Origin of the sequence: Streptomyces violaceusniger Tu 4113, assembly GCF_000147815.2 — a bacterium.
Lineage (GTDB): Bacteria > Actinomycetota > Actinomycetes > Streptomycetales > Streptomycetaceae > Streptomyces > Streptomyces violaceusniger_A.
On record NC_015957.1, the window covers coordinates 442,129 to 465,040 of the forward strand.

The following is a 22,912-nucleotide window of genomic DNA, read 5'->3' on the forward strand; positions in this document are numbered from 1 at the left end:
CGCGGACCCGCCTCCGGGGTGTGGGTCAGCCGCCGATGGGGCGACGGTGGGGCTTCTTCGGGCCCTTCTTCGGGTCCGGCTTCGGGGCGTGGTGCTTCTTCTTCGGCTCGGCCTTACGGGCGGGCTTGACCGGGACGATCTTGTGGAAGCTCATGATTCTGCCTCTCGGGATTCGGTGTTTCTTTTCCTTTGCCGGAGCCGTTCGGCTTCGACACGGAAGACATTAGGAGCGATATCCGTGAGGAAGATCGGGCTGAGCTGTGCGTTTACCAAGAACGGTTTCAAGGAATTCTCATGCCGGATGGGGAACCGCACTGCCTACGGTCCGGAGAGCGCGGCCCGGGGCGCGAGCCGGGCCGCGCGTACGGCGGGCCACAGGCCGGCGAGCGCGCCGATCGCCATGGTGGCGCCGACTCCGACGCCCAGTGCCCAGGGCGGGACGACCACCTGCCAGTTCTGGGAGAGCGCGTATCCCGCCGATGCTCCCGCGCCGAGGGCGGCGCCGCTGATGCCCCCGAGGGCGGAGAGCATGACCGACTCGGTGAGGAACTGGGTGCGGATCTGGCCACGGGTGGCGCCGAGCGCACGGCGCAGGCCGATCTCGCCACGCCGTTCGAGGACGGCGATGACCATGGTGTTGGCCACGCCGACACCACCGACCAGCAGGGCGATGGCGCCGATGCCGACGAGCAGGCTGGTGAAGGCCCGGTTGGCGGCCTGCTTGGCGCTCAGCGCGTCGGAGGGCCGGGAGACCGTGACCTCGTTGGGTGCCTCGGGGTTGACGGTGGCGGCGAGCACTCCGCGTACCTGGTCGACCTTGCTGTCGGCGGTGCGGGTGTAGATCATCGTGGGGCGGCCGTCGAAACCCAGGTGGGTCTTGGCCGCGTCCCAGCCGATGAGCGCCGCCGAGTCCAGCTCGGGGGCGAGCGGCGCCTTCTGGAGGATTCCGGTGACGGTGAACCACTGCTCCCCGAGCCAGATCTGGGCACCGGGGGTGGTGATGCCCAGGTTCTCGGCCGCGGTGGTGCCGAGGACGACGGCCGGGTAGCGGCTCTGGGCGCCGTTGAGCCACGTTCCGGCGGCCATGTGGAGCCCCACCGTCCTGGGCAGGTCGAGTCCGGCCCCGAGGACACCGATGCCTCTGCTGGCGGCCTTGGGAATGTGGTCGTTGCGGTAGACCTTGGCGCCCTTGACGCTGCCGGTGGCCGCGGCGTTCTCGACCGGGGCGATGTGTCCGACCATTTCGGCGGCGTTTTCGGGCAGTGGCGCGGGGTCGCCGACGAAGTCCTTTCCGGGCGTCACGGTGAGCATGTTCGTACCCACCGAGGCGAGTTGGGCGTTGAACGCGGCCTGACTGGAAGCGGATACGGCGACCACCGCTACCATCGCGGCGATACCGATCGCGATACCGAGCGCCGACAGCAGCACTCGGGTGGGGCGGGTGCGCAGTCCCACGCTGCCCACCCGCAGGGTGTCGGCCAGGCTGAGCCTGCGGGGGGTGAGACGGGCCGCGGTGAGACGGGCCGCGGTGAGGCGCCGCGGGTCGAGGCGGCGGCTCACCGCAGTACCCCTTCGGTGATCCTGCCGTCGCGTACGCGGATACGGCGGGGCAGTGCGGCGGCCAGTTCCTGGTCGTGGGTGATGATCAGGACGGTCGTGCCGGCCGCGTTGAGTTCCCGCAGAAGTTCCACCACGGACGCTCCGGACGTGGTGTCGAGCGCTCCGGTGGGCTCGTCGGCCAGCAGCAGTGGCGGGTCTCCGACCACCGCGCGGGCGATGGCGACGCGCTGTTTCTCGCCGCCCGACAGTTCGCTCGGGCGGTGGTCGAGGCGGTGCCCGAGGCCGACCCGGCGCAGGACCTTTTCGGCCCGCGCGCGGCGTTCCCTGCGGGGGACGCCCAGGTAGAGGAGTCCGTCGGCGACGTTGTCCAACGCGCTGACCCCGTCGGCCAGGAAGAACTGCTGGAAGACGAAGCCGATGGACCGGGCCCGCAGCGCGGACAGCCTGCTCTCGCTCAGGCCGGCGATGTCGTGACCGTCGATGCGTACGGTGCCGGACGTCGCCACGTCCAGCGTGCCGATCAGGTTGAGCAGGGTGGATTTGCCGGACCCCGACGGGCCGACGACGGCGAGGAGTTCGCCCCGATCGACGCGGAAGGACACCTGATGGAGCACCTGTACCCCGCCCGGATAGACATGGTCGACGTCTTCGAGTTCCACCAGCGCGGGTTCTGTTGGCGCGGGTCCGGTCGGTACAGGTCCGGTCGGCGCGGGTCCGGTTGGTACAGGTCCGGTCGGCGCGGGTCCGGTCGGTACGGGCCCCGCCAGGGCCGGCGTCATGCGGCGACCCCTACCGTGGTGCCGGCCGTGAGGCCGCTGCCGCCGACCTCGACCCTGCCGTTCGCGAACATGCCGAGCTTCACGGCGCTGACGGTGCCCTTACCGTCGGCGCCGATGACCTCGACGCCGTAGCCGCCCTCACGGAGCGCGAGCAGTGCGGTGATCGGCACTGTCAGGACGTTCTCCTTCTTCGCGCTCTGGAGCCCGACGGTGACCGGCGCTTCGGTGATGTCCGCCACGCCGTCGGCCAGTTCGATGTCGACCCCGATGGTGGATTTGTCCGCGGCGCCGTCCGTGCCCGGCGTCTTCTTCACCGTCGTACCGACACTGGTGATCGTGCCCTTGACCGTTTTGCCGTCGGGGAGGGTGACGGTGGCCGTGCCGTCCTTCTTCACCAGCGACCGGTCACCGATGTCCAGGTCGACGTGGACTTGGCGCTTGGACGAGGTGCCGGTCAGCACGGGCCCGCCCGGCTGGACCTTCGAGCCGACCGGGGCCTTGTGCGTGGCGATCCTCAGGGCCCCGGAGGCGAACACGACCCGGCCGTCCGTCACCTTCCCGGTCTGCGAAAGGCCGAGCGTCTTCTGCCAGCGTTCGACCGCCTGCGCGGTGAGGTCGGTGAATTCGCTGTCGGGGGTGAAGCCGCTGTAGCCGAGCGCCTGGAGGTTCTCCTCCAACTGGCGTACGTCCTCGCCCTTGTCGCCACTCTTCATGTCCCGGTACGCGGGCGACTTCCCGTACAGCAGGACCACGGGTTTTCCGTCCACGCCGTAGAGCGGCTCGCCGCGCGAGACGGTGCTGCCGACGCCCGGCAGGCCGGTGACGGTCCCGGGCAGCCGGCCCATGACCGAGGTGCTGCCCTTGAAGCCGAGCGTTCCGTCGACCTGCTTGCTGTTGATGAGCGTCTGGCGGGTGACCTTGTCCGTGTGCTGCGTCGGCTTGTCCGAGCCTGCCGCCGGGGCGGTGCCGGTGCCGGCGGTCGCGTAGTACACGCCGCCGCCGACCGCCGCGACCAGGACGGCCGCGATGATCCAGTGGCCGCGGCGCCGGCGACCGCGTGGCCGGTGGCGCGGGGCGGCGTCGGGGGAGTCGTCCCCGCTCTCTTCGCTCTGCGGCACGGTGCCGCTCTCCGTGGCGGCGGTCACCGGCCGGTCTTACCGCTGGACATGGCGCCGCATGCCTTGAGGGCGTCCTGCGTCTTCTTCGATCCACCGTCCGGGATGTTCATCCTCCCCTCGTCGGTCGGGTCCTCGGCCTCGATTCCCTTGTCGCGCAGGCACTCGGCCAGTTTCACGTCCTTCGCTTTCTGCTCAGGGGCGTACTCCGGGGCCTGGCCGTCCGCGTTCGGCATGAACTGCTTGCACTGATCGAGCGCCGCCTGGAACTTCTTCGGGTCGGAGGGCTGGACGAACTTCGCCCCGTCAGCGTCCGGGTCGGGCATGTCGATGCCCTGTTCGCGCATGCAGGCCGCGTACTTCAGCCGGGCCTTCTGCATCTCCTCCGGGCTCTTCTCCTTCTGGGAAGCGCCCGCGGACGGCTTCTTCTCGCCACCGGCGCTGGCGACATCGTCATCGCCGCCGCCTCCGCCACAGGCCGACAGGACGAGGACCATGCCCAGGGCCGCCGAGGCCAGGGCACAGTGCTTACGCAGGGAGAGGACGGACATGGGGACCTCACGGTTGGGGTAGGAGCCGGTGCTTGCGCCATGAGAGAACCAGTCGGCCGTGCGCAGGGACGTAAGCGCGGGAGGCCGTCGCGCCCCGCCGCGCTTATCCCTCTGCAATCGCCTCCCTGCTTGCATGACTGGGCCGGGGTCCGATCCACCCGGTTTGTTACCTTCAGTAACTGCCGCGTACCACCCCGAGTGCCACCCCGAGGAAGCTCCCCCATGAGGGTCCTGATCGCCGAAGACCACCACATCCTGGCCCGTACGATCGCCACCGGCCTGCGCCGCGAGGCCATGGCGGTCGACCTGGCCGGCTCCGGGGACGTGGCCGAGCGGATGTGCCTGCTCAACGCCTACGACATCATCGTCCTGGACCGGGATCTGCCCGTCCTGAGCGGCGACGAGGTGTGCCTGCGCCTGCGCGCGCTCAAGGACCCGCCCCGCATCCTCATGCTCACCGCCGCCGGTTCGGTGGAGGACCGGGTGTCCGGGCTCGATCTCGGCGCCGACGACTATCTGGCCAAGCCCTTCGACTTCGCCGAACTCCTCGCACGGATCCGAGCGTTGAGCCGACGCGTGCCCACACCCCCGCTGATGATCCTGCGGCACGGCGGCATCGAGCTTGACCGGGGCCGTCGCGAAGTCCGTATCGATGGGAGGCCGGTGGAGCTGAGCCCGAAGGAATTCGCCGTCCTTCAGCTCCTGATGGAGGCGCGCGGCGAAGCCGTGACCCACCGTGCCCTTCTGGACCGTGTGTGGGACGAGCACATGGACTCGCGCACCAGCGCCGTACGCGCCACCGTCAGCCGGCTGCGTGGCAAACTCGGCCGCTCCGACGCGATCTCCATGGACGACGGCAAAGGTTACCGGCTGTGCTGAATCCCCTGTCCCTCGTCAGCCCCTGGGCCCTGCGGGCCGCGCTGCGCGACCGGCTGACCTTCCGCGCCAAACTCGCCGCCGCTTTCACCGCGCTGTTCTTCTGCGCCGGAGCCGCCCTGCTGATCTTCGTCACGGTGCTGGCCCGGCAGGGGACCATGGAGCAGTTCGCGAGCATCACGACGGACCACACCGGCGGGCCGACCGCTCCCCGACCCACCTCCTCGACCTCGTCGGCCACCGGGGGCCCGGCGCGTCCCGACCCCGCCGCCTCGACGTGGTCTCGACAACAGGCCGAGGACGCCCGGCTGGCCAGGGTGGAAGTCACCAACAGGCTCCAGAGGACCGCCGTACGGCAGATGGTGCTGTGGTCGGCGGTCGGCCTGGCCGTCATGGCCGTACTGTCCGGCGCCATGGGCTGGTGGCTGGCCGGCCGGGCCCTGCGCCCGGTACGCAAAGTGATCCTCGCGGCCCGCCGGATGAGCGAGGAGAACCTTCACGAACGCCTTCAACTCACCGGGCCACAAGACGAGTTGCGGGAACTGGGCGACACCTACGACACCATGCTGGACCGCCTGGAGAGATCCTTCACCAGCCAGCGCCGGTTCGTCGCCAACGCCTCCCACGAACTGCGCACCCCCCTGGCCGCCCAGCGCACCAGCATCGAAGTCGGCCTCGCCGACCCGCTGCCTGCCCACCTGATCCCGGTCCGCGAGGATCTGCTCGTCACCAACCGCGAGGCCGAACACCTCATCGCCGCACTCCTGCTGCTCGCCCGCAGCGACCGCGGACTCGACGAGACCAAGGACACCGACCTCGCCGAACTCACCCGGCAGGCCGCCGACGAACTCAGCTCCCTCGCCGCCGAGCACACCGTCGTCACGGCGGTGCACACCACGCCCCTGTCCGTGAACGGAGACCCGGTGCTCCTCAAGCATCTGGCGTCCAACCTGGTGCGCAACGCCATCCAGTACAACCACCCGCAGGGCACGGTCACCGTGCGCATCGACGATGCCCGTCGACTGACCGTGACCAACACCGGCCCCCGCATCGACCCCACCCGCGTGGACGGCCTGTTCGAACCCTTCCGCCGCCTCGACCGCGATCGCACCGCCGTTCACGGCCACGGCCTGGGCCTGTCCATCGTCCGCTCCATCGCCACCGCCCACGGCGGCACGGTCACCGCCGCCCCGGGCCCCGCGGGCGGCCTCCGCATCGAGGTACGGCTGCCGACGACGCGGTGACTCACGGCGGTGGCGCCGGGACCGGTCGCGGCCCCGCGTCCGGTCGCGGCCGCGTTCAGTCGCAGCCCCGCGTCCGCGACCAGGTTCCAGCGGGCCTTTCTAGCGGGTCTTCCCGAATGACAGCCCCGCGCCGGTCAGATCGGCCCGAATCCCCTCCGGGGAGACGCCGATGTTCGCCAGCTTGATGCCCTTGGCCTTTTTCGGCAGTTGGAAGGAGAGCTCCAGTTTGTCCGTCAGCTCCGGCACCTTCATCCGCGTCAGCGCCGCGGCCACCGTCGGGTCGATGCCGAGCTTCCTGGCCAACTGGGGATGGTCGTTGGCCGCCTGGACGAGGTTGACCGCGAGCAGCGCGGGCACGAAGCGCGGCGACCCCGTGATCCGGTCCAGCACCCGGTCGTCGTTCCGCGCCTGCCCCGCCTCCGCCGGCGACACCCCGAGCTTCTCCGCCACCGAGGGGATCGACAGCAGCGCCTGCGCCTTCTCGGAGTCCTCGCTGATCTGCTGCGCCGCCTTCTTGTGCAGATACAGCCCGGCGCGCGGCTCGGGGCCGGGCCGGTAGGTGGCGATCCCGGGGATGTCCAGCCGCATATCGGTGACGCTGGTGGAGATCCCACGGTCTCCCTGGCGCTGGATATGTGCCTGGGCGTGCAGCGACACCTGCTGGCCGGCGACCGGGAGCTTCCCGTCCGCGCGCACCGAGCTGGGCCCCAGCGCCCGGAACCGCACCTGGGAGGCGCCCAGTTCACGGCTGAGGTCCTCGAAGGACAGCAGCACATCGCCCTTCATCCGGCCCACCGTCGCGCCCCGGAAGGAGCTGGGCAGATCCCCCACGATCCGGATGTCCTGGGCCTGGGCACGCACCTCGGCGAGCGAGACCCGGTCGGCCGCCACGTCCGGGACGGCGATGTCGACCTGCTGCAGATCCTTGCCGAGCACTTGGGTGAGGAAGGGGAAGCCGTGGATCGTCACATTCGGCGCCGTGGCCAGATCCAGCCTCTTCTGCAGCTCCTGCTCGGCCTTGCGCTCGCTGTACATGACGGCACAGCGGTCGGCCAGCACCAGCAGCAGGCCCAGTACGAGCAGCCCGATCAGCGCCTTCGCGGTGAGCGGTATCCCCCTGAAGCGCCCGCGCCGGCGCCGGGACGAACGGCGGTGGTTGGGCGGTGACCACGCCGCGCCGTCGCTTCCCGAGCCCGAGCCGGAGGAACCGGAGCCCGAGCCGGAGGAACCGGAGCCCGAGCCGACCGGCTCACCCCTGCGCCCGCCGCCATCGGCGTCGTCGTCATCCGACGCCAGGCCGAGGCCCAGGGGGTCGTCCGGATCGTACGGATCGGCGAGCTCGGCGAGTTCCTCATAGGGGTTGCTGTAATGAACAGCAGGTGAACCGCTGTGAGGATGCGAGGGCTGGGGTGAAGGTATGCGTGTGGGGGATCGCATTCATCCATACCACCACGCCACACTGCTCCACCCGCAAGTCCTAGCGGCGATACGTGGCGAACCGCACGTTCCGATTTCGCCCTCCGTGCACGTGCCGTTTCTCAGCGCGTGCCGCGTGAGACCGCCCTCGCCTCGGTGACGGTGACCGCCCTGCCGTCCATCTCCGTGCCGTCGAGCTGGGCCATCGCCTTCTCCGCGGCCGTCTCGTCCATCTCCACGAACCCGAACCCCCGTGAGCGGCCGCTCTCCCGGTCGGTGATCACGGTGGCGTCCAGCACCTCGCCGAACTGCCCGAACAGGGTCGCCAGGTCCCTTGTCGTCGTCTGGTAGCTCAAGTTGCCCACATGCAGTCGTTTGGACATGACCGGCTCTCCTTGTTCTCCGTGGCCCCCAGTGCAGCGAACCGTGTCAATCCTCTCAGCGAGGTATGAAACGGGCCATCCGCATGGGCTGAACCGGTCATACGGCTCAGTGCAGCGTGCCGAGCTGCTCCTTGGAGTAGGGCACCAGCTCCGCCGTACGCCCGCCGAGCACCTTCGCGGCCCACTCGGGGTCGGCGAGCAGGGCGCGGCCGACGGCGACGAGATCGAACTCGTCCCGCTCCAGCCGGTCCAGCAGATTCTCGATGTCCGCCACCTGCGCCTGCTCACTGCCGGTCCCGGGGACGAACGTCGGCAGGAAGTCCTGGTTGAGCCCGACCGAGCCGACCGTGATCGTGGACTTCCCGGTGAGCTTCTTCGTCCACCCGGCGAGGTTCAGCTCCGAGCCCTCGAACTCCGGTGTCCAGTAGCGCCGGGTCGAGGAGTGGAAGACATCCACCCCCGCCTCCACCAGTGGGGTGAGCAGCGCCTCCAGCTCCTGCGGGGTCTCGGCCATGCGCACGTCGTAGTGGTCCTGCTTCCACTGCGAGGTACGGAAGATGATCGGGAACTCGGCCGAGACGGCCTTACGGCAAGCGGCCACGAGTTCGGTGGCGAACCGGACCCGGGAGGCCGGGTCGCCGCCATAGGCATCGCCGCGCCGGTTGGTCGCGTCCCACAGGAACTGGTCGATCAAATAGCCATGGGCGCCATGCAGTTCGACCCCGTCGAACCCGATCCGCTCCGCGCCCGCCGCCGCCTCCGCGAAGGCCGCTATCACCGCGTCCACGTCATCCTGCGTCATCGCCCGCCCGACCGGCTCGCCGTTCAGCCCGATCCCCGACGGGCTCAGCACGGGCGCCTCCGGGTGCGGCGGCGCGCCCTCCTCCCGCGAAACCCCCACATGCCAGATCTGCGGCGCGATCCGCCCACCCGCGAGATGCACCTGCTTCACGACGTCGGCCCACCCCGCGAGGGCGTCCTCCCCGTAGAAGCGCGGCACGCTGTCGCTCAGCCCGGCCGAGGGATGGTCGATGTACGTCCCCTCCGTAATGATCAGCCCCACCCCACCGGCCGCGCGGCGCGCGTAGTACGCCACCACATCGGCGTTGGGCACGCCCCCGGGCGAGAACATGCGGGTCATCGGCGCCATGGCGATCCGGTTGGGCACGGTCAGCCCGCCCACGGTGAACGGCCGGGACAGAACCTGTGCCGCGCGCTCAGCACTCCCGTTTATGGACACGTTGATACTCCTTGACCTGGCATCGTCACAGCGCGGAATCGCGCTGCCCGGCCAAGCTAAAACCTGACGTCAACGTGAGGGTCAAGTACCGGAGGCCGCCTCCGCTGAACCCCCGGCCGGGGTGCAGGCGCACGGCGGCACCGTCTGCCCCCGCTTGGTGCCTACGCGCCCTACTGTCAGCCAGTGGGCAGACCCACACTGGCTGCTTGACCAATGATGCGAGGGGGCCCGACATGGGAACGCACGGCAAGCCGCCCACACCGAACCCGCAACCGAAGCAGCCGAGTCCACGGGACTCGGACGGGCAGCATCCGGATGTCTCCAGGCCGGGCGGCGGAACGCACCGAAAGTGACCGATCTGGAAGAGCTGCGCGCGCGGGCGGCCGAGACGCTCGACATCGCCGAGCCGTGGATACGGCGCGTGTTCGAGGCCGTCCCGCGACGCGAATTCGTCCCCAGCACCGTATGGGTGGTGGACGGCGGCGTGTACCGGCCGCTCCACCGGGCGGACGACCCCGACCGGTGGGCCCGCATGGTGTATGACCCCGCGCAGGCCATGACCACACAGGTGGACGACGGGGCCCCCGCCACCGCCGGCGGCGATGTGCCCACCAGCTCCATCTCCGCGCCGACTGCCGTCGTGACCATGCTCGCCGAGCTGGATCTGCGGCCGGGGCATCGGGTGCTGGAGATCGGGGCGGGCACCGGGTACAACGCGGCGCTGTTGGCCGAGCGGGCAGGCGCCGGGCGGGTGACCACGCTGGACGTCGACCCGGAGGTGGCCGACGGCGCACGAGTCGCGCTGCACCGGGCCGGGTACGGCGGAGTGACGGTGCTGGAAGCGGACGGCGAGCAGGGCTGGCGCGGGGGCGCGCCCTACGACCGTCTGGTGGCCACGGCCTCGGTGACGTCGATCCCGTGGGCGTGGGTGGAGCAGGTGCGGCCCGGCGGCCTGATCCTGGCCCCGTTCCGCACCGCGTTCTGCTCGCACGGGCTCGCACGGCTGACCGTCTCGGACGGCTGTGTCGAGGGCCGGTTCGTGGGCGCGGTGACGTTCATGGCCGTGCGGGGCCAGCGGGCGCGCCCGCGTATCGATGGGGTCTTCTCCACGGAGGCGTGGGAGGAGAGCCGCGCCGGCAAGTCCGACGTGGACGTCACGGTGCTCGCCGACCCGCACGCCGAGTTCGCGGTCGGGTTGAGGCTGGCCGACGTGGCGCACTGGGCGCAGGACGGCGGGCACTGGTGGTGCAGCCGGGACTCCTGGGCGTACGCGGCGGATGGCGCGGTGCACCAGTGGGGGCCGCGAGACCTGGCCGTCGAGACCGCCGAGGCCCTCGCCTGGTGGGAGGGCGCCGGGCGGCCGGAGTTGTTCGACTTCGGGCTGACGGTCACGGCCGATGGCCACCACCGGGTATGGCTCGGCGATCCCTCGGCGGCGTGGCCCCTGCCCGCCGCGTAGCCGGTACCCCTGCCCGCCGCGTAGCCGGAGCGCCGTCCCGCCGGTCGGGGGCCGTCCCGCTCGCCCGACAGGCCGCCTCCGCCGGGGGTGCCGCATCGGTCGGGTGCGGCGCATGGGCCGGGTGCGGCGCCGTCTCGCGCGCTTCGCGCGATTGAGCAGCGGGGCAGGGGCGGGGGCGCGGATCGACCGCCGACCGCCGGGCCGGTGGGAGCGACCGCCGGTGGCGGCATCCGTGTGCAGGAGGCGAGGCCCGTCGCCGGACCGCCGGACTCCGCATCCACTGCGGCACTGGACCATCCATCAGTCGCGCCTGAACGGTCCACCATCGCACTCGACGCCGCAGGGGGTACCTCTCCCGAAATCCCTTGACAAGGTAGTTGCTTCAGGTCAAGCGTTTTCGGAGGGGGTACCCGGAGGGGCCGTCCCGCCGGGCCGCGCTCCGGATCGGCATCGGCCCCCGGGCGCGGTTGCCGTCACGGCGCGGGCCCCCACCGGCCCGGCGGTCGGCAACGCGCCCTGCGCCCCGGCCCCCGCCCTCCGCTGCTCAATCGCGCGAAGCGCGCGAGGCGAGGCCCGCGCCTGACGCCCGGCCTGTGCTCAGAGGGTGTGGTCGAGGCGGCTGGCCTTCACGGCACGTATGAGGGAGCCGAGCTGCGAATCACCGCATCGGGCTCATCGCTTTCGCGTATGTGGATGCCGCCGGGGGTGGCGGCGAGTTCCACGCAGTTGGCCGCAGCAGCTTCACTGAACGATGACTTCTGCCAGGTGAGGTCCGACATGACCGACCTTCCTCAGCGGATGTGGTCGAGGCGTGCGGTCTTTACGGCTCGTATGAACGACCGAAGGGCTGCTGGGTTGGTGCGGATCACCGTTTCGGGCTCGTCGCTCTCGCGTATGCGGATGCCGTCTGCGACGGCGGCGAGTTCCACGCAGTTTTGGTGGACGTCCGTGCTGAAGGAGGACTTGCGCCACTTGAGATCAGGCATGACCACGCTTCCTAGTAATGGCTGTAGAGGATGTGTCGGATCAGGCCAAGCGAATCTCGAACGTCATGGCTGATCGCGGAAGGGCTGGTGTCCACCGGCGGTAGGGCTACGCCACGGAGCCGGTCGAAGTGCCTTCGGTACTGGGCGACCGACTCCGGGTCGTGCAGGAACATGGACTGGCTTGCGTGGTCCAACTGGATGGTTTCCAGAATCCCGCCGTGTGAAGCGATCAGGTTGAAGGGCGTGTTCGCCATCGGAAGGCCGTCGGCCGCGAAGGGCAGGACCTGAATCGTCACATGCGGCAGTTCCGCCAGTTCTACGAGCCGCAGCAACTGCTTGCGCGTCACGGCGGAGCCGCCGAACCGCATGTGCAGCGCAGCCTCGTGGATGACGGCATGGACCGTGGGCGGGTCTTCAGCGGTGAGGGCCGCCTGGCGGCGCATCCGAAACTCCACCGCCCGGTCGATGTCGGAAGGGTTCGTCACCACGTCGCTGACCCGAAAGATGGCGCGGGTGTAATCCTCCGACTGGAAGACCCCGGGGATGAACAGCGACTCGTAGGAGCGAAGCCCGATGGCGCGGGACTCAAGTTCCGCCAAGTCGAGGGCTGCGGCGCGCATGTCGCCCTTGTAGCCGCTCCACCAGCCCTTGCCCTTGTCTTCCCCGAGGCTGACCAGCGCCTCGACAAGGGGCACACTTGTGCACCCATAACCCTCGCAAAGCCGACGCAGTCGCTCGCTCGGGATCGCCGTGCGGCCGCCCTCGACATGCGTCAGGTGCACACGACCCATGTCGATGAGCGCGCCCGCCTCGTTCAGCGTCAACCCAGCTTGCTCGCGCAACCTTCGCAGCTCTGCGCCAAGGCGGCGCTGTCTTTCCGTGGGGTTGGTTCGCAGTGCCAACGGGGTCTCTCCTCAGGGTGTGGGCCACAGTCTGCCGTCAAGGCGTGGGCCGGTCCACTCATTCTTGTGACTAGGTTGAACTTGTCATCCCCTATCTCTACCGTGTGTGTGGTGGCAGTCACACAGCGGAGCTGTGGAGAGCCGCACGATGCCCGTTTACGAAGCGCCACGGAGGCGTCGCATGGGAGCACTCGCACACCCGGAACATCCGCACCGCTACACCCTCTCCGCCCCCGCCCTCCCCACTTCACCCCGCCTGTGCCGCGACTTCGTACGCGGCATCTTCGCGGCCTCGGGGTTACCCCAACTCGCCGAAGCGGCAGCCCTCTGCACATCCGAGTTGGTGACCAACGTCCATCGCCATGGCAAGGGCGACGTACGGATGGCCGCCACCATCCAGCACGACCGCGTCCGCGTGACCGTCCACGACGACAGCCCCGAACTGCCCTCGCCCCGGCGCGCGGCCGGCGATGACACCAACGGGCGCGGCCTCTTCCTGGTCACCGTCCTCTCCGACGGCTGCGGCATGACCCCCGACGAACCGGCCAACGGCACCGGCAAAGCGGTGTGGTTCGAGTTCAACGTCCCGCCCGCGAACACGAAAAGCACCGCATGAATGCCACTCCCGCTGAGCGAGTCGCCGAGGCCCTGCGCGACGACTTGGCCGCCCACGGCGTACGGCTCCCCGACGTACGAGCCGACCTCACCGACCCCCGGCAACCCCGGCTGGAACTCGGCACCATCCCTCTCGGCACCGGCTTCGCGCTGCTGCGCGTGCTCACGGACTATCAGCGTCTCTTGAAGGCCGAGCGTCGGCGAAGGTCCTGATCCTGACACCCACGAGCTGTTCGCTACCGGTTGTCAGGGAATCGCCGATGGTGACCAACTCCAGGTGGCTGAGATTGCGAAGCGGAGTCAGGTCGATGGGATGCGTGTGCCTGGATACGCCCTCGATTATGAGGCGGCGAAGCCCCGGGAAGGTGTGGGATAGGCCGTCAAGGTCCACTGATTCGTAGAAGACGATGTGCAGCTGGGAGATGTGCGGTAGCTGGTGTTCCGATGCTAGCGACTTGTGCCCACTGACCAAGATCGTGAGGCTTTCCAGGGAGGTGAACTGATCCAGAGTGCGGAGGATCTGGCCTTCCGGGGTTGTGGTGCAGCTTAAGGACCGCAGGGGAGCGTCACCTAGCGAGGTCAGATCGGTAACCCGGGTACAACCGGCCAAGTCGAGCTCTTGCAGTTGAGGGAAGTCACCGACGGCGCCGAGATCTTGCAGGACATTGTTGTTGGGCATCCATAGGTGGGTGAGATGGCTGGGATCCAGGGAGGCGCGGAGCTCATCCTCCGTGAGGTTGCCGCGCAGGAGCAGCTTTGAGTGAGGGCCGGTTTCCTGAAGCAGGCGCAAGTGCTCCGTGGACTCGGCCACGAAGTACAGCCCGTCCGGTTGGAGGCGGGAGATCACGTCCGCGAAGTAGCGTTCAGTGTCGTATCGCCCCCAGCACGAGGCGAGCTGTCGACGAACATTGAGCGCCGGGTGGTCGGCGAATTGGGCCAGATAGGGGATCGCCGCGTCCACCGGTATGCGTGAGGCCGTCACCACACAGCTTTCCGCGACCTCGTCCGCCAGCCCCTCCGGCCCCGGAAGAAGCTCCAGGACCAGTGGGCCCACCGTGGCCAACTCCCGTGCTCGCGGGATGTCCAGGGGCGGGATGAACCCCATCGCGTGCCGCGTGACCTCGTCCCGTATCGCCGGGTCCAGATCGGGCGCGTGCTCCAGGCAGGCCATGGCCAGCAGAAACAGACGAAGCGCCGAGTCGGCGCCGTCCTTGTGCCGGGCCAGCTCCAGCAGCTTGTTCAGCAGCTCCGCCCGCTCGCGCGGTCGCGCATGCGCGACCGCCATGCGGATGACGTCCTCCCACTGCGCGTCATGCGCATTGCGGATCAGCAGGCCGACGTCCCACGCCTCCACCGCCGCCTTCGCGCCCAGGTAGTCCTGGAAGGTGCGGTGGATGAAGTCCACCGTGCTCACGGACGGCTCGCGCAACAGCCCACTCCGGAGCAGCAGATGGCGCAGGATGGCCGGGGCGTCGCCCAAGGCCTGGGCGGCGGGGACGGAGGGGAGGGCCTCCTCGATGAGGCGCTCCGCGCGGTCGCGGTCCAGCTCGGCCTCGCCGTTGCGGATCAGGTAGTAGGCGAGCCGCTGGAGGAGCTGGATCTGCGGCTCCTCGTCCAACTGGACGTCACCCGGCGCGTAGATATGGCGCTCGGTGTCGCGCCGCGTCAGCAGCATCGACAGCGCCGCGTCGTACAGAGCCTTGCGGCCCGGTGGCAGATAGCCGCGCCGGGCGCGGTGCAGGGCGCAGATCAGCCCGCACATCAGCGGGTTCGTGGCGAGGCGGCTCAGGTCCTGCTTGGTGCGGACGGCCGTGTGCAGGGCCGACTCGTAGTCGTCCAGCGCCGCCCGCTCCTCCTCCGTACGGCAGCTCTGGCGCGCCGCCTCATGCCAGCGGTCGATGAACGCCGCCATGTCCTCGCGGCTCATCGGGGACAGCGTGAACTCGGAGAAGCCCTGCGCCCCCAGCCAGTCGTCGGCGACAGCGGAGGGGCGGGAGGTGACCAGCCACAGATTGTCCGGGTAGGCGATGAGGAGGTCGGTCAGCCAGGCCCGGGTGCGCTCGCGGTCGCGCTCGGGGATCTCGTCGATGCCGTCGATCAGCAGCAGCCCGCGGCCGGCGTTCAGGACGCGGTCGGCCCAGCCGGGCGGCTGCGCGCCGTCCAGGGGGTTGTGGACGGAGGCCAGGAATGAGGCCGGGGAGGGCAGGGATGCCTGGCGGGCGATCGTACGCAAGGGGAGGACGAAGGGGACGCGGCCGATGAGCTGCTCCAGGCCGCGCGGCGACTCCTGCCGTGCGGTGCACACGGCGAGCCACTGGACGAGCGTGGTCTTGCCGGAGCCCGCGACCCCGCGCAGCAGCACCCGCTGATGGCCCGAGAGCGCCCGGTCGGCGGGGAGGGCCGCAGGGAGCGCGGCATGCGCGGTGTGCTCGGCGGCGGGTGACTCACCGGACCCACCGGGCTCCCCGGCGAACGCCCCCAGCGGACGCTCCTCGCCCGAGGAGACCGCCTCCAGGCTGAGATACGCCGCATCCAGCGGCCACGTGGCCTCCGCGTGGCTGAGGTCGATCCCGACGATGGTCAGCGTGGAGTGCTTGCCGATCATGTACTCGGCGTAGCGGCGCTCGAACCCCGCGTCCTGCGCGGTCTGGGACGGAATCCGCTCGATCAGGATGTCGATCTTGGTGATCAGCTCGCTGAGTCGGCCGCTCTGGTCGACGAGGGTGCGGGGGATGAAGGCCGAGCGCTGGGTGAAGAAGTGCAGGATGTGCAGGCAGGCGGTGTCCAGCAGGCGCTGGTAGAGCAGCGTGCCGCCCTGGCTGAGGAACAGCTTGTTGCCCTTGGCGAGGGTGGCGTCGATCAGCGCACGGGCCAGTCCTCGGTGGCCGAGCTGCACCGCCTGGACGTCGTTCATGTCGAGGTCGCCGAGCGCGTACAGCGTGGTGGCCAGTTGCTCGGCGACGAGCTCGTCCTCGTCGGCGGGGCACGGCCGCTCGCCGGGGCCGGCGTGCCGGGTGGCCTGGGCGACCAGTTCGGCGGCGAGCTTGTCGAGGTCCTTCTCGGTCAGCGTGCGCTTCTCGCCGCGGAACGAGACGAGGGAGGAAATGCGGACCGGCTGGTCGACCAGCCCGGCGCCCGGCCCCTCCTTGACGAACAGCTTCTTGATGAGCGGTGCGGCGACGCCCGACGCCAGGCGCGCGCCGATGACTGCGGGATCCACGTCCCATTCCCCCCGGTAGTTGTGTGTCCCTGACCGGACAGCGTACAGCGGGGTAAGGACTTTGGTCCCGAATCGGACATCCGAAAGTCCCTGCGCAGGTGACTTCTCACACAGGCCCTTCGGTGCCTACTACGGTAAATAGGGGATCTCGCAGGTCAGAGGTGTGATGGGGGTTTCCGGGAATTTCGCACGGGAAACGCATCACATAACCAATTCGCTACGTAACCACTTAGTAGAAGAACGCCTTGGCCTATTCGCGAGAACGGGATAACAAGAGGCGTCCAAAGACGCTTCTGGAGGTACTTCCCATGGCCCCGCGCGCCACAAACCGCCGTTTCTCGCTCACGTCCGTATCCAAGGGGCGCGCCGCTGTGGTCGCCGTCGGCCTGGGCGCCTCGCTCGCGCTGGGCGCCGGAACGGCGTTCGCCGTGGGGGCGGGCGAGGCCCCCGCCGCCCCGTCCGTCAAGCAGGTCGCCGTGAAGGCCCCGGCCAAGAAGGCCCCCGCGAAGGACTGGCAGACCCCGGTCGACAAGTTCTCGATAGGCGCGGGCTTCGGTCTGGCGGGCAACCTGTGGTCGCACAACCACAGCGGTCAGGACTTCGTCGTGCCGACGGGCACCCCGGTGCACGCGGCCCACGACGGCGTCGTCGTCAAGGCGGGCCCGAACGGCGGCGGTGACGGCCCCGCGTACGGCAACGCGATCGTGATCAAGCACGACAACGCGACGTACTCGCAGTACGCCCACCTGTCCCGGATCGATGTCCGGATCGGCCAGACCGTGACCGAGGGCCAGCAGATCGGCCTGTCCGGCAGCACCGGCAACTCGACCGGCCCGCACCTGCACTTCGAGATCCGTACGACGCCGAACTACGGCAGCGCGGTCGAGCCGCTCAAGTTCCTCCGCGACCACGGCGTCAACGTCTGACGCGACCACGGCGTCAAGACCTGACGCGACCACGGCGTCAAGGTCTGACGCAATTCATGCGCTTTGCGCGCATATCAGCCATGCGTCGATGACGCATGCGCCTGCTTCACCAGATCGAGGGCGACTTCGAGGACAGCCTTGCGCTTGGCCTCGGCGTCGCCCTCGATCGCCTGCAGCGCGAACATCCGCGCATGCATGCTGAACAGGGCCGTGATGCTCCGGACCTGGTCGACCATGGGCGCCTCCGGGTCCCGGATCAGGGCGGAGATGGCGAGCATCCGGTTCTTGAAGATCTGGCCGATGCTCAGCTCGCGCACCGTCGCCTGGTTCTCCTGCATGAAGCGCATCAGCGGCTCGGCGATGTCCAGGGACGCGCTGTAGCGGCGCAGCAGCTCCAGCTTGGTCTCCAGCGTGCGCGGCTGCTGCTCGCCCCAGACGATCAGCTCGTCCAGCGGCCGGCCCAGGTCCTGGAACAGGCTGAGGACGATGTCTTCCTTGGTCTTGAAGTGGTAGTAGAGCGCTGCCTTGGTGACCTCGAGGTGCTCGGCGATCTCGCGCAGTGACGTTTTCTCGTAACCCCGCTCCGCGAAGAGTTCCAGGGCCACGTCCTGGATGCGCTGACGGGTGTCTCCCCGCCGCGGTGTGCTGCCCATGGTGCTCTCCTGTGCTGGTGGTCTGGCTGCCGTCGGCAGGCCGAACGTAACTTACTTGACGCCCGGCTAGTTGGCGCCTTACCGTCTCCACTGTACTGAACTAGCCGGGCGGCAAGTAAGTGGGCGTCAGGGCTCTCATCATCCAGGGGGAGACGGAGAACATGTTCCGGAAACCATCAGAAGACGAAGCGCCATCCGCTTCGATATCGGCTCAGCCCGCCCAGGAGGCCCAGATACCCAAGGAGCCCAAGGGCAAGGCCGAGCCGAAGCAGCGCAGTACCAGTGTGGTGATCTTCGCACTGATGATCGCGATGCTGCTCGCGATGCTCGACAACATGATCGTGGGCACCGCGATGCCGACCATCGTCGGCGAGCTGGGGGGGCTCGACCACCTCTCCTGGGTGGTGACCGCGTACACCTTGGCCACCGCCGCCTCGACCCCCATCTGGGGCAAGCTCGGCGACATGTACGGCCGCAAGGGCGTCTTCCTCACCTCCATCGTGGTCTTCCTCGGTGGCTCGGCCCTGTCCGGTATGGCACAGAGCATGGGGGAGCTGATCGGCTTCCGGGCCATCCAGGGCCTGGGCGCGGGTGGCCTGATGGTCGGCGTGATGGCGATCATCGGTGACCTGGTGCCGCCCCGGGAGCGTGGCCGCTACCAGGGCATCATGGCCGGTGTGATGGCCGTGGCCATGATCGGTGGCCCGCTGGTCGGCGGTACCCTCACCGACCACCTCGGCTGGCGCTGGATCTTCTACATCAACCTCCCGCTCGGCGCCGTCGCCCTCGCTGCGATCACCGCCGTGCTGCACCTGCCGAAGAAGCGCTCCCAGGGACGGATCGACTACACCGGTGCGGCCCTGCTGACCGTGGGCATCACCGCGCTTGTGCTGATCACCACCTGGGGCGGCAACGAGTACGACTGGGGTTCGGCCCAGATCCTCGGGCTCGGGGCGGTCGGTGTCCTCTCGCTCGTCGCGTTCGTCTTCGTCGAGCAGCGGGTCGCCGAGCCCGTGCTGCCGCTGCACATCTTCCGTAACCCCAACTTCACGCTGGTCACCGCCATCGGCTTCCTCGTCGGCTTCGTGATGTTCGGCTCGACCACCTTCCTGCCGCTCTATCAGCAGACCGTCCAGGGCGCCACGGCCACCAACTCCGGGCTGCTGCTGCTCCCGATGCTGCTGGGCATGCTGGTCGTCTCGCTGGTCGCGGGCCGGGTCACCACCCAGACCGGCAAGTACAAGATCTTCCCGATCATCGGCGGTTTCCTGATCACCACCGGGATGTTCCTGCTGTCCACGATGGACACCGAGACCACCCGCTTCAGCTCCGGCCTCTACATGGCGGTGCTCGGCATGGGCATGGGCTGCCTCATGCAGACGACCATGCTCGTGGCGCAGAACAGCGTCGAGATGAAGGACATGGGCGTCGGCAGCTCCTCCGCCACCCTCTTCCGCACTCTGGGCGGCTCCTTCGGTGTCGCCATCCTCGGCGCCCTGTTCACCAGCCAGGTGCGGGACACCATGAGCGAGCGGGCCGGTGGGAAGGCCGCGGCCGTCACCTCCGGGAGCGCCCAGCTCGACCCGGCCAGCCTCAAGAAGCTGCCCCCGGGGATCCGGGACGCGTACACCCACGCGGTGGCCAGCGGTGCGCACCAGGTGTTCCTGTGGGGCGCGCTGATCAGCATCATCGGCTTCCTCGCGGCCTGGTTCGTCAAGGAGGTCCCGCTGCGCGGGGGCGCCGCCAAGTCCACCGACGGCGACCAGGCCCCGGCCGACGCGGCGCCGGTCGCCGAGACCGTCTGACCTACGGCCTCTGAACGACGGCCTCTGACATACGGCCTCTGAGCGACGGCCTCCGAGGGATCACCTTCCTGTCAGTGGGGCATGACAGCATCGGCCCCGTGGTGACCTCGCCGGACGAGGCGCGGCTGGCGCATCTGCGCCGGCTGCGCCTCGCGAAGGATGTGATGGACCGCGACTGGGCCGAGCCGCTCGACCTGGACGCGGTCGCCGCGCATGCCGGCTATTCGCGCTATCACTTCATCCGCGCCTTCAAGGGCGCCTACGGATCCACGCCCGGGCAGTATCTGACCCGGCGCCGCATCGAGCGGGCCGAGGAGCTGCTGCGCTCGGCCAATCTCTCGGTCACCGAGATCTGCTCGCTCGTCGGCTTCAGCAGCCTCGGCACGTTCTCGACGAGCTTCAAGAAGCAGACCGGGCTCACCCCCAGCGCCTACCGGGACCGATACGTCGGCCGGGCCGCGGGGGTCATACCGGGGTGTTACGCCATGCTGTGGTACGGCGGGCGCGACGCACGCGCCCACATCGGTGGTGCCGAGGACAGCAATTCTTGAGAAGCGGGCCGGACCCCCTGCTGCCTACGGTGGCGATGTCGCGACGACGCGCGATCCATCCCGATACCTCCGGAGGCAGCAATGATCAAGGGGATGTCCATCGTCACCGTCTGGGTCCTCGACCAGGACCGGGCCAAGGCGTTCTACACCGAGAAGCTGGGCCTCGAGGTCCGCACCGACATGAGCATCGGCGGGGACGGCGAGGGCGGCGGTATGCGCTGGCTGACGGTCGGCGCCAAGGACCAGCCGGATGTGCAGCTCACCTTGATGGTGCCCAGCTCGCCGGGGCTCGACCCGGAGTCCGCCGAGGCCCTGAGGACGCTGGTCGCCAAGGGCGTGCTCGGCGCCGGGGTGTTCACCACCGATGACATCCACCGGGACTACGAGGCGCTCAAGGCCAAGGGCGTGGAGTTCGTCCAGGAGCCCCAGGAGCGTCCGTACGGCACCGAGGCCCTCTTCCGCGACGACTCCGGCAACTGGTTCTCGTTCACCCAGCCCCGCGCGGAGATGGACTTCAGCCAGCCCTGGGACGGCTGCGTCTCGGACTGATCGCTCAGTCCGGCACCTCGATGATCGGGAAGCTGCCGGTGTTGGTGGGCGCGGACTCCGGCAGCCAGAGCACGGCGACCGCGCCCCGGCACTCGCCGTCCGTGCCGTCCGTGCCATTCGTGCCGTCCGTGCCGTCGGTCCCGTCCGGCCCGTCCAGCACCGGATCGGCGTTGCGGAACGTCAGCCGGGCGCCCAGCACCCGCGCCTGGCCCGCGGCTATCGTCAGCCCCAGGCCGTGCCCGGTGCCCGCGCGGTCCTTGCTGCCGGTGCGGAACCGGCTCGGCCCGTCCTTCAGCAGCTCCTCCGGGAAGCCGGGGCCGTGGTCGCGGACGCGCAGCACCCGTCCCTCGACGGTGACCTCGAAGGGCGGCTTGCCGTGCCGGGCGGCGTTGGCGAGCAGATTGCCCATGATCCGCTCCAGCCGCCGGGGGTCGGTGGAGACATGGGCGTCACGCGCCACATTGATCACCGCGTCGGGGGCCACCGCCCGCACCCGGCGGGCGATGAACTCGGCCACGGCTATCTCCTGGAGCTCCGCGCGCTCCGCGAAGCCGTCCAGCCGCGCGACCTCCAGGACGTCCTCGACCAGCGTGCGCATCGCCTGCGCCCGGTCCCGTACCAGCTCGGTGGGGCGGCCCGGCGGCAGCAGCTCGGCGGCCGTGAGCAGCCCGGTGACCGGGGTGCGCAGCTCATGCGCGATATCGGCGGTGACCCGGCGCTCCGCCTCCAGCCGCTGCTGCAGCGCCTCGGCCATGCCGTCGACCGCGCGCGCCAGATCGTCGGTCTCATCGCGCACCCGGCCGCCGATCGCCTCGCGCACCCGGACCTCGGAGTCGCCCTCGGCCAGCTTGCGGGCGGCGGTGGCCGCCTTGCGCAGCCGCCGGGAGAGCTGATCGCCGACGAGCACACCGAGTGCGATACCGCCCATCACCACCGCCACCGAGCCGATCAGCAGCACCCGGTCGAGATCGTTGAGAACGGCGAAGCGGTCCTGGAACTTGGTGTGGACGGACAGCACCTTGCCGTTCCGCAGCGGCACCGAGGCCCACACCTCGGGGGCGCCGGTGCCGGAGTCCTCCAGATAGGTGGCGCGCTGGCCGCGCCACGCCTCCTTCTTGAGCTGCTCGGGCAGCTTGGGGTCGTCCAGCTTGGCGCCGAAGCCCAGCACCCGGGACTGCTCGTACCACCGCTGGGCGACCTTCACCCGCTCGTCCATCACGGTGCGGCTGTTGTCGAGCATCGAGACGCGGGCCGCGTTGTGGACGACGAGGCTCAGCACCACCGCGACGAGCGTGCTCACCGCCGCGATGGCGAGACTGACCTTCCACCGCAGGCCGGTGCGGAGTGCGAATCGCCCCAACGCCGGTCAGCCCTTGAGCTTGTAGCCGAAGCCGCGGACCGTCTCGATCCGGTCCTGGCCTATCTTGCCGCGCAGCCGCTGCACATGGACGTCCACGACCCGGGTGTCCCCGCCCCAGCCGTACTCCCAGACCCGCTCCAACAGCCGGTCACGGGAGAGCACGGTGCCGGGCGCGGCCGAGAACTCCAGCAGCAGCCGCATCTCGGTCGGGGTGAGCGCGACCTGCCGGCCGCCCTTGCGGACCTCCATGCCCTCGGGGTCGATCTCCAGATCGCCGAAGCACAGCACCCCGCCGTCGGGCTCCTCGGGGACGGGCTCCGCGCCCCGCCCGCCGGGGCCGCTGGCATGGCCGAAGCGGCGCAGCACGGCCCGGATGCGGGCGACCAGCACGGCGCCGTCGAAGGGCTTGGTCACATAGTCGTCGGCGCCGGCTTCGAGGCCGAGCACCACATCGATCGAGTCGGCACGCGCGGAGAGCATGATCACGGGCACGGTGGACTCATCGCGGATCCGGCGGCACAGGCTGACCCCGTCCAGGCCCGGAACCATCACATCGAGCAGCGCGATATCGGGGCGGTCGGCGCGGAAGCGCTCGAGGCCGGTCAACCCGTCGGGTGCGGCCGTCACGAGAAAGCCATCGCGCTCCAGGGCGAGCTGCGTGGCTTCACGGATGACATCGTCGTCCTCGACGAACAGCACATGGGTCTCGGCCACAGCCTCGG

Annotated in this window: 24 protein-coding genes; 9 read left to right on the plus strand and 15 right to left on the minus strand. The window is 69.6% G+C overall.

Annotation, left to right across the window (positions count from 1 at the left end; genetic code table 11):
* Positions 1–25: 25 nt before the first annotated feature.
* The 5 genes from STRVI_RS55480 to STRVI_RS02025 form a co-directional block, all read right to left on the minus strand.
* The gene (locus STRVI_RS55480; protein WP_014053944.1) at positions 26–154 is read right to left on the minus strand and encodes a hypothetical protein; all 129 of its coding nucleotides are present in this window, start codon (positions 152–154) and stop codon (positions 26–28) included.
* Between the two features lie 164 nt (positions 155–318).
* A complete protein-coding gene (locus STRVI_RS02010) occupies positions 319–1,560 on the minus strand; it encodes an ABC transporter permease (RefSeq protein ID WP_014053945.1) in 1,242 nt (413 codons plus the stop codon).
* Positions 1,557–2,222, minus strand: a complete 666-nt coding sequence (locus STRVI_RS02015) for an ABC transporter ATP-binding protein (protein WP_043237695.1) — start codon at positions 2,220–2,222, stop codon at positions 1,557–1,559. The genes STRVI_RS02010 and STRVI_RS02015 overlap by 4 nt, the downstream gene beginning before the upstream one ends.
* Before the next feature lie 113 nt (positions 2,223–2,335).
* Positions 2,336–3,484, minus strand: coding sequence for an efflux RND transporter periplasmic adaptor subunit (locus STRVI_RS02020; RefSeq protein ID WP_014053947.1), 1,149 nt, complete (start codon positions 3,482–3,484; stop codon positions 2,336–2,338).
* Positions 3,481–4,005 carry a hypothetical protein gene (locus STRVI_RS02025; protein ID WP_014053948.1) on the minus strand — a complete coding sequence of 175 codons (525 nt, stop codon included), beginning with the start codon at positions 4,003–4,005 and terminating at the stop codon, positions 3,481–3,483. The genes STRVI_RS02020 and STRVI_RS02025 overlap by 4 nt, the downstream gene beginning before the upstream one ends.
* A 222-nt stretch (positions 4,006–4,227) precedes the next feature.
* Between STRVI_RS02025 and STRVI_RS02030 the strand changes: the two genes are divergently transcribed.
* Both STRVI_RS02030 and STRVI_RS02035 read left to right on the plus strand, forming a co-directional pair.
* Positions 4,228–4,884, plus strand: coding sequence for a response regulator transcription factor (locus STRVI_RS02030; protein ID WP_014053949.1), 657 nt, complete (start codon positions 4,228–4,230; stop codon positions 4,882–4,884).
* Complete coding sequence (locus STRVI_RS02035; protein ID WP_014053950.1) at positions 4,878–6,125, plus strand: sensor histidine kinase; 1,248 nt, start codon at positions 4,878–4,880, stop codon at positions 6,123–6,125. The genes STRVI_RS02030 and STRVI_RS02035 overlap by 7 nt, the downstream gene beginning before the upstream one ends.
* A 99-nt stretch (positions 6,126–6,224) precedes the next feature.
* Here STRVI_RS02035 and STRVI_RS02040 read toward each other — a convergent pair whose 3' ends face one another.
* The 3 genes from STRVI_RS02040 to STRVI_RS02050 form a co-directional block, all read right to left on the minus strand.
* Positions 6,225–7,562: an LmeA family phospholipid-binding protein gene (locus tag STRVI_RS02040; protein ID WP_014053951.1), complete on the minus strand. Its 1,338-nt coding sequence runs from the start codon at positions 7,560–7,562 to the stop codon at positions 6,225–6,227.
* A 101-nt stretch (positions 7,563–7,663) separates the two neighbouring features.
* Positions 7,664–7,924, minus strand: a complete 261-nt coding sequence (locus tag STRVI_RS02045; protein WP_014053952.1) for an RNA recognition motif domain-containing protein — start codon at positions 7,922–7,924, stop codon at positions 7,664–7,666.
* Between the two features lie 106 nt (positions 7,925–8,030).
* Complete coding sequence (locus STRVI_RS02050) at positions 8,031–9,164, minus strand: NADH:flavin oxidoreductase (RefSeq protein WP_014053953.1); 1,134 nt, start codon at positions 9,162–9,164, stop codon at positions 8,031–8,033.
* A gap of 349 nt (positions 9,165–9,513) precedes the next feature.
* Here STRVI_RS02050 and STRVI_RS02055 point away from each other — a divergent pair, with 349 nt between their 5' ends.
* Positions 9,514–10,623, plus strand: a complete 1,110-nt coding sequence (locus tag STRVI_RS02055) for a methyltransferase domain-containing protein (RefSeq protein WP_014053954.1) — start codon at positions 9,514–9,516, stop codon at positions 10,621–10,623.
* A gap of 626 nt (positions 10,624–11,249) precedes the next feature.
* Here STRVI_RS02055 and STRVI_RS47340 read toward each other — a convergent pair.
* From STRVI_RS47340 to STRVI_RS02065, 3 genes are read right to left on the minus strand one after another with little or no spacing between them, the layout of a single operon-like run.
* Positions 11,250–11,402 carry a DUF397 domain-containing protein gene (locus tag STRVI_RS47340; protein ID WP_353477027.1) on the minus strand — a complete coding sequence of 51 codons (153 nt, stop codon included), beginning with the start codon at positions 11,400–11,402 and terminating at the stop codon, positions 11,250–11,252.
* A gap of 12 nt (positions 11,403–11,414) precedes the next feature.
* Positions 11,415–11,609: a DUF397 domain-containing protein gene (locus STRVI_RS02060; protein WP_014053955.1), complete on the minus strand. Its 195-nt coding sequence runs from the start codon at positions 11,607–11,609 to the stop codon at positions 11,415–11,417.
* An 11-nt stretch (positions 11,610–11,620) separates the two neighbouring features.
* Complete coding sequence (locus tag STRVI_RS02065; protein ID WP_014053956.1) at positions 11,621–12,511, minus strand: helix-turn-helix domain-containing protein; 891 nt, start codon at positions 12,509–12,511, stop codon at positions 11,621–11,623.
* Positions 12,512–12,692: 181 nt separating this feature from the next.
* Between STRVI_RS02065 and STRVI_RS02070 the strand changes: the two genes are divergently transcribed.
* Complete coding sequence (locus tag STRVI_RS02070; protein ID WP_014053957.1) at positions 12,693–13,127, plus strand: ATP-binding protein; 435 nt, start codon at positions 12,693–12,695, stop codon at positions 13,125–13,127.
* Positions 13,124–13,339 (plus strand): hypothetical protein, encoded by a 216-nt coding sequence (locus tag STRVI_RS02075; protein ID WP_014053958.1) that lies wholly within the window; start codon positions 13,124–13,126, stop codon positions 13,337–13,339. Before STRVI_RS02070 ends, STRVI_RS02075 begins: the two co-directional genes overlap by 4 nt.
* Here the strand turns inward: STRVI_RS02075 and STRVI_RS02080 are convergent.
* Complete coding sequence (locus tag STRVI_RS02080) at positions 13,290–16,346, minus strand: NACHT domain-containing protein (RefSeq protein WP_014053959.1); 3,057 nt, start codon at positions 16,344–16,346, stop codon at positions 13,290–13,292. The two genes, STRVI_RS02075 and STRVI_RS02080, sit on opposite strands and share 50 nt — an antisense overlap.
* A 308-nt stretch (positions 16,347–16,654) precedes the next feature.
* Between STRVI_RS02080 and STRVI_RS02085 the strand changes: the two genes are divergently transcribed.
* On the plus strand, positions 16,655–17,272 hold the full coding sequence (locus tag STRVI_RS02085; protein ID WP_014053960.1) for a M23 family metallopeptidase: 618 nt from the start codon (positions 16,655–16,657) through the stop codon (positions 17,270–17,272).
* A gap of 74 nt (positions 17,273–17,346) precedes the next feature.
* On the opposite strand, the gene STRVI_RS02090 is transcribed toward STRVI_RS02085, so the two are convergent.
* Complete coding sequence (locus STRVI_RS02090) at positions 17,347–17,925, minus strand: TetR/AcrR family transcriptional regulator (protein ID WP_014053961.1); 579 nt, start codon at positions 17,923–17,925, stop codon at positions 17,347–17,349.
* Positions 17,926–18,086: 161 nt separating this feature from the next.
* Here STRVI_RS02090 and STRVI_RS02095 point away from each other — a divergent pair, with 161 nt between their 5' ends.
* From STRVI_RS02095 to STRVI_RS02105, 3 genes are all read left to right on the plus strand, one after another.
* The gene (locus tag STRVI_RS02095) at positions 18,087–19,730 is read left to right on the plus strand and encodes an MDR family MFS transporter (RefSeq protein ID WP_014053962.1); all 1,644 of its coding nucleotides are present in this window, start codon (positions 18,087–18,089) and stop codon (positions 19,728–19,730) included.
* Positions 19,731–19,894: 164 nt separating this feature from the next.
* Positions 19,895–20,281 (plus strand): helix-turn-helix transcriptional regulator, encoded by a 387-nt coding sequence (locus STRVI_RS02100; RefSeq protein ID WP_251982852.1) that lies wholly within the window; start codon positions 19,895–19,897, stop codon positions 20,279–20,281.
* An 81-nt stretch (positions 20,282–20,362) separates the two neighbouring features.
* A complete protein-coding gene (locus STRVI_RS02105; RefSeq protein ID WP_014053964.1) occupies positions 20,363–20,830 on the plus strand; it encodes a VOC family protein in 468 nt (155 codons plus the stop codon).
* Positions 20,831–20,834: 4 nt separating this feature from the next.
* Here STRVI_RS02105 and cseC read toward each other — a convergent pair whose 3' ends face one another.
* Positions 20,835–22,190 carry a two-component system sensor histidine kinase CseC gene (gene cseC / locus STRVI_RS02110; RefSeq protein WP_014053965.1) on the minus strand — a complete coding sequence of 452 codons (1,356 nt, stop codon included), beginning with the start codon at positions 22,188–22,190 and terminating at the stop codon, positions 20,835–20,837.
* A 6-nt stretch (positions 22,191–22,196) separates the two neighbouring features.
* Positions 22,197–22,904, minus strand: a complete 708-nt coding sequence (gene cseB, locus STRVI_RS02115) for a two-component system response regulator CseB (RefSeq protein WP_043235269.1) — start codon at positions 22,902–22,904, stop codon at positions 22,197–22,199.
* Between the last annotated feature and the right edge of the window lie 8 nt (positions 22,905–22,912).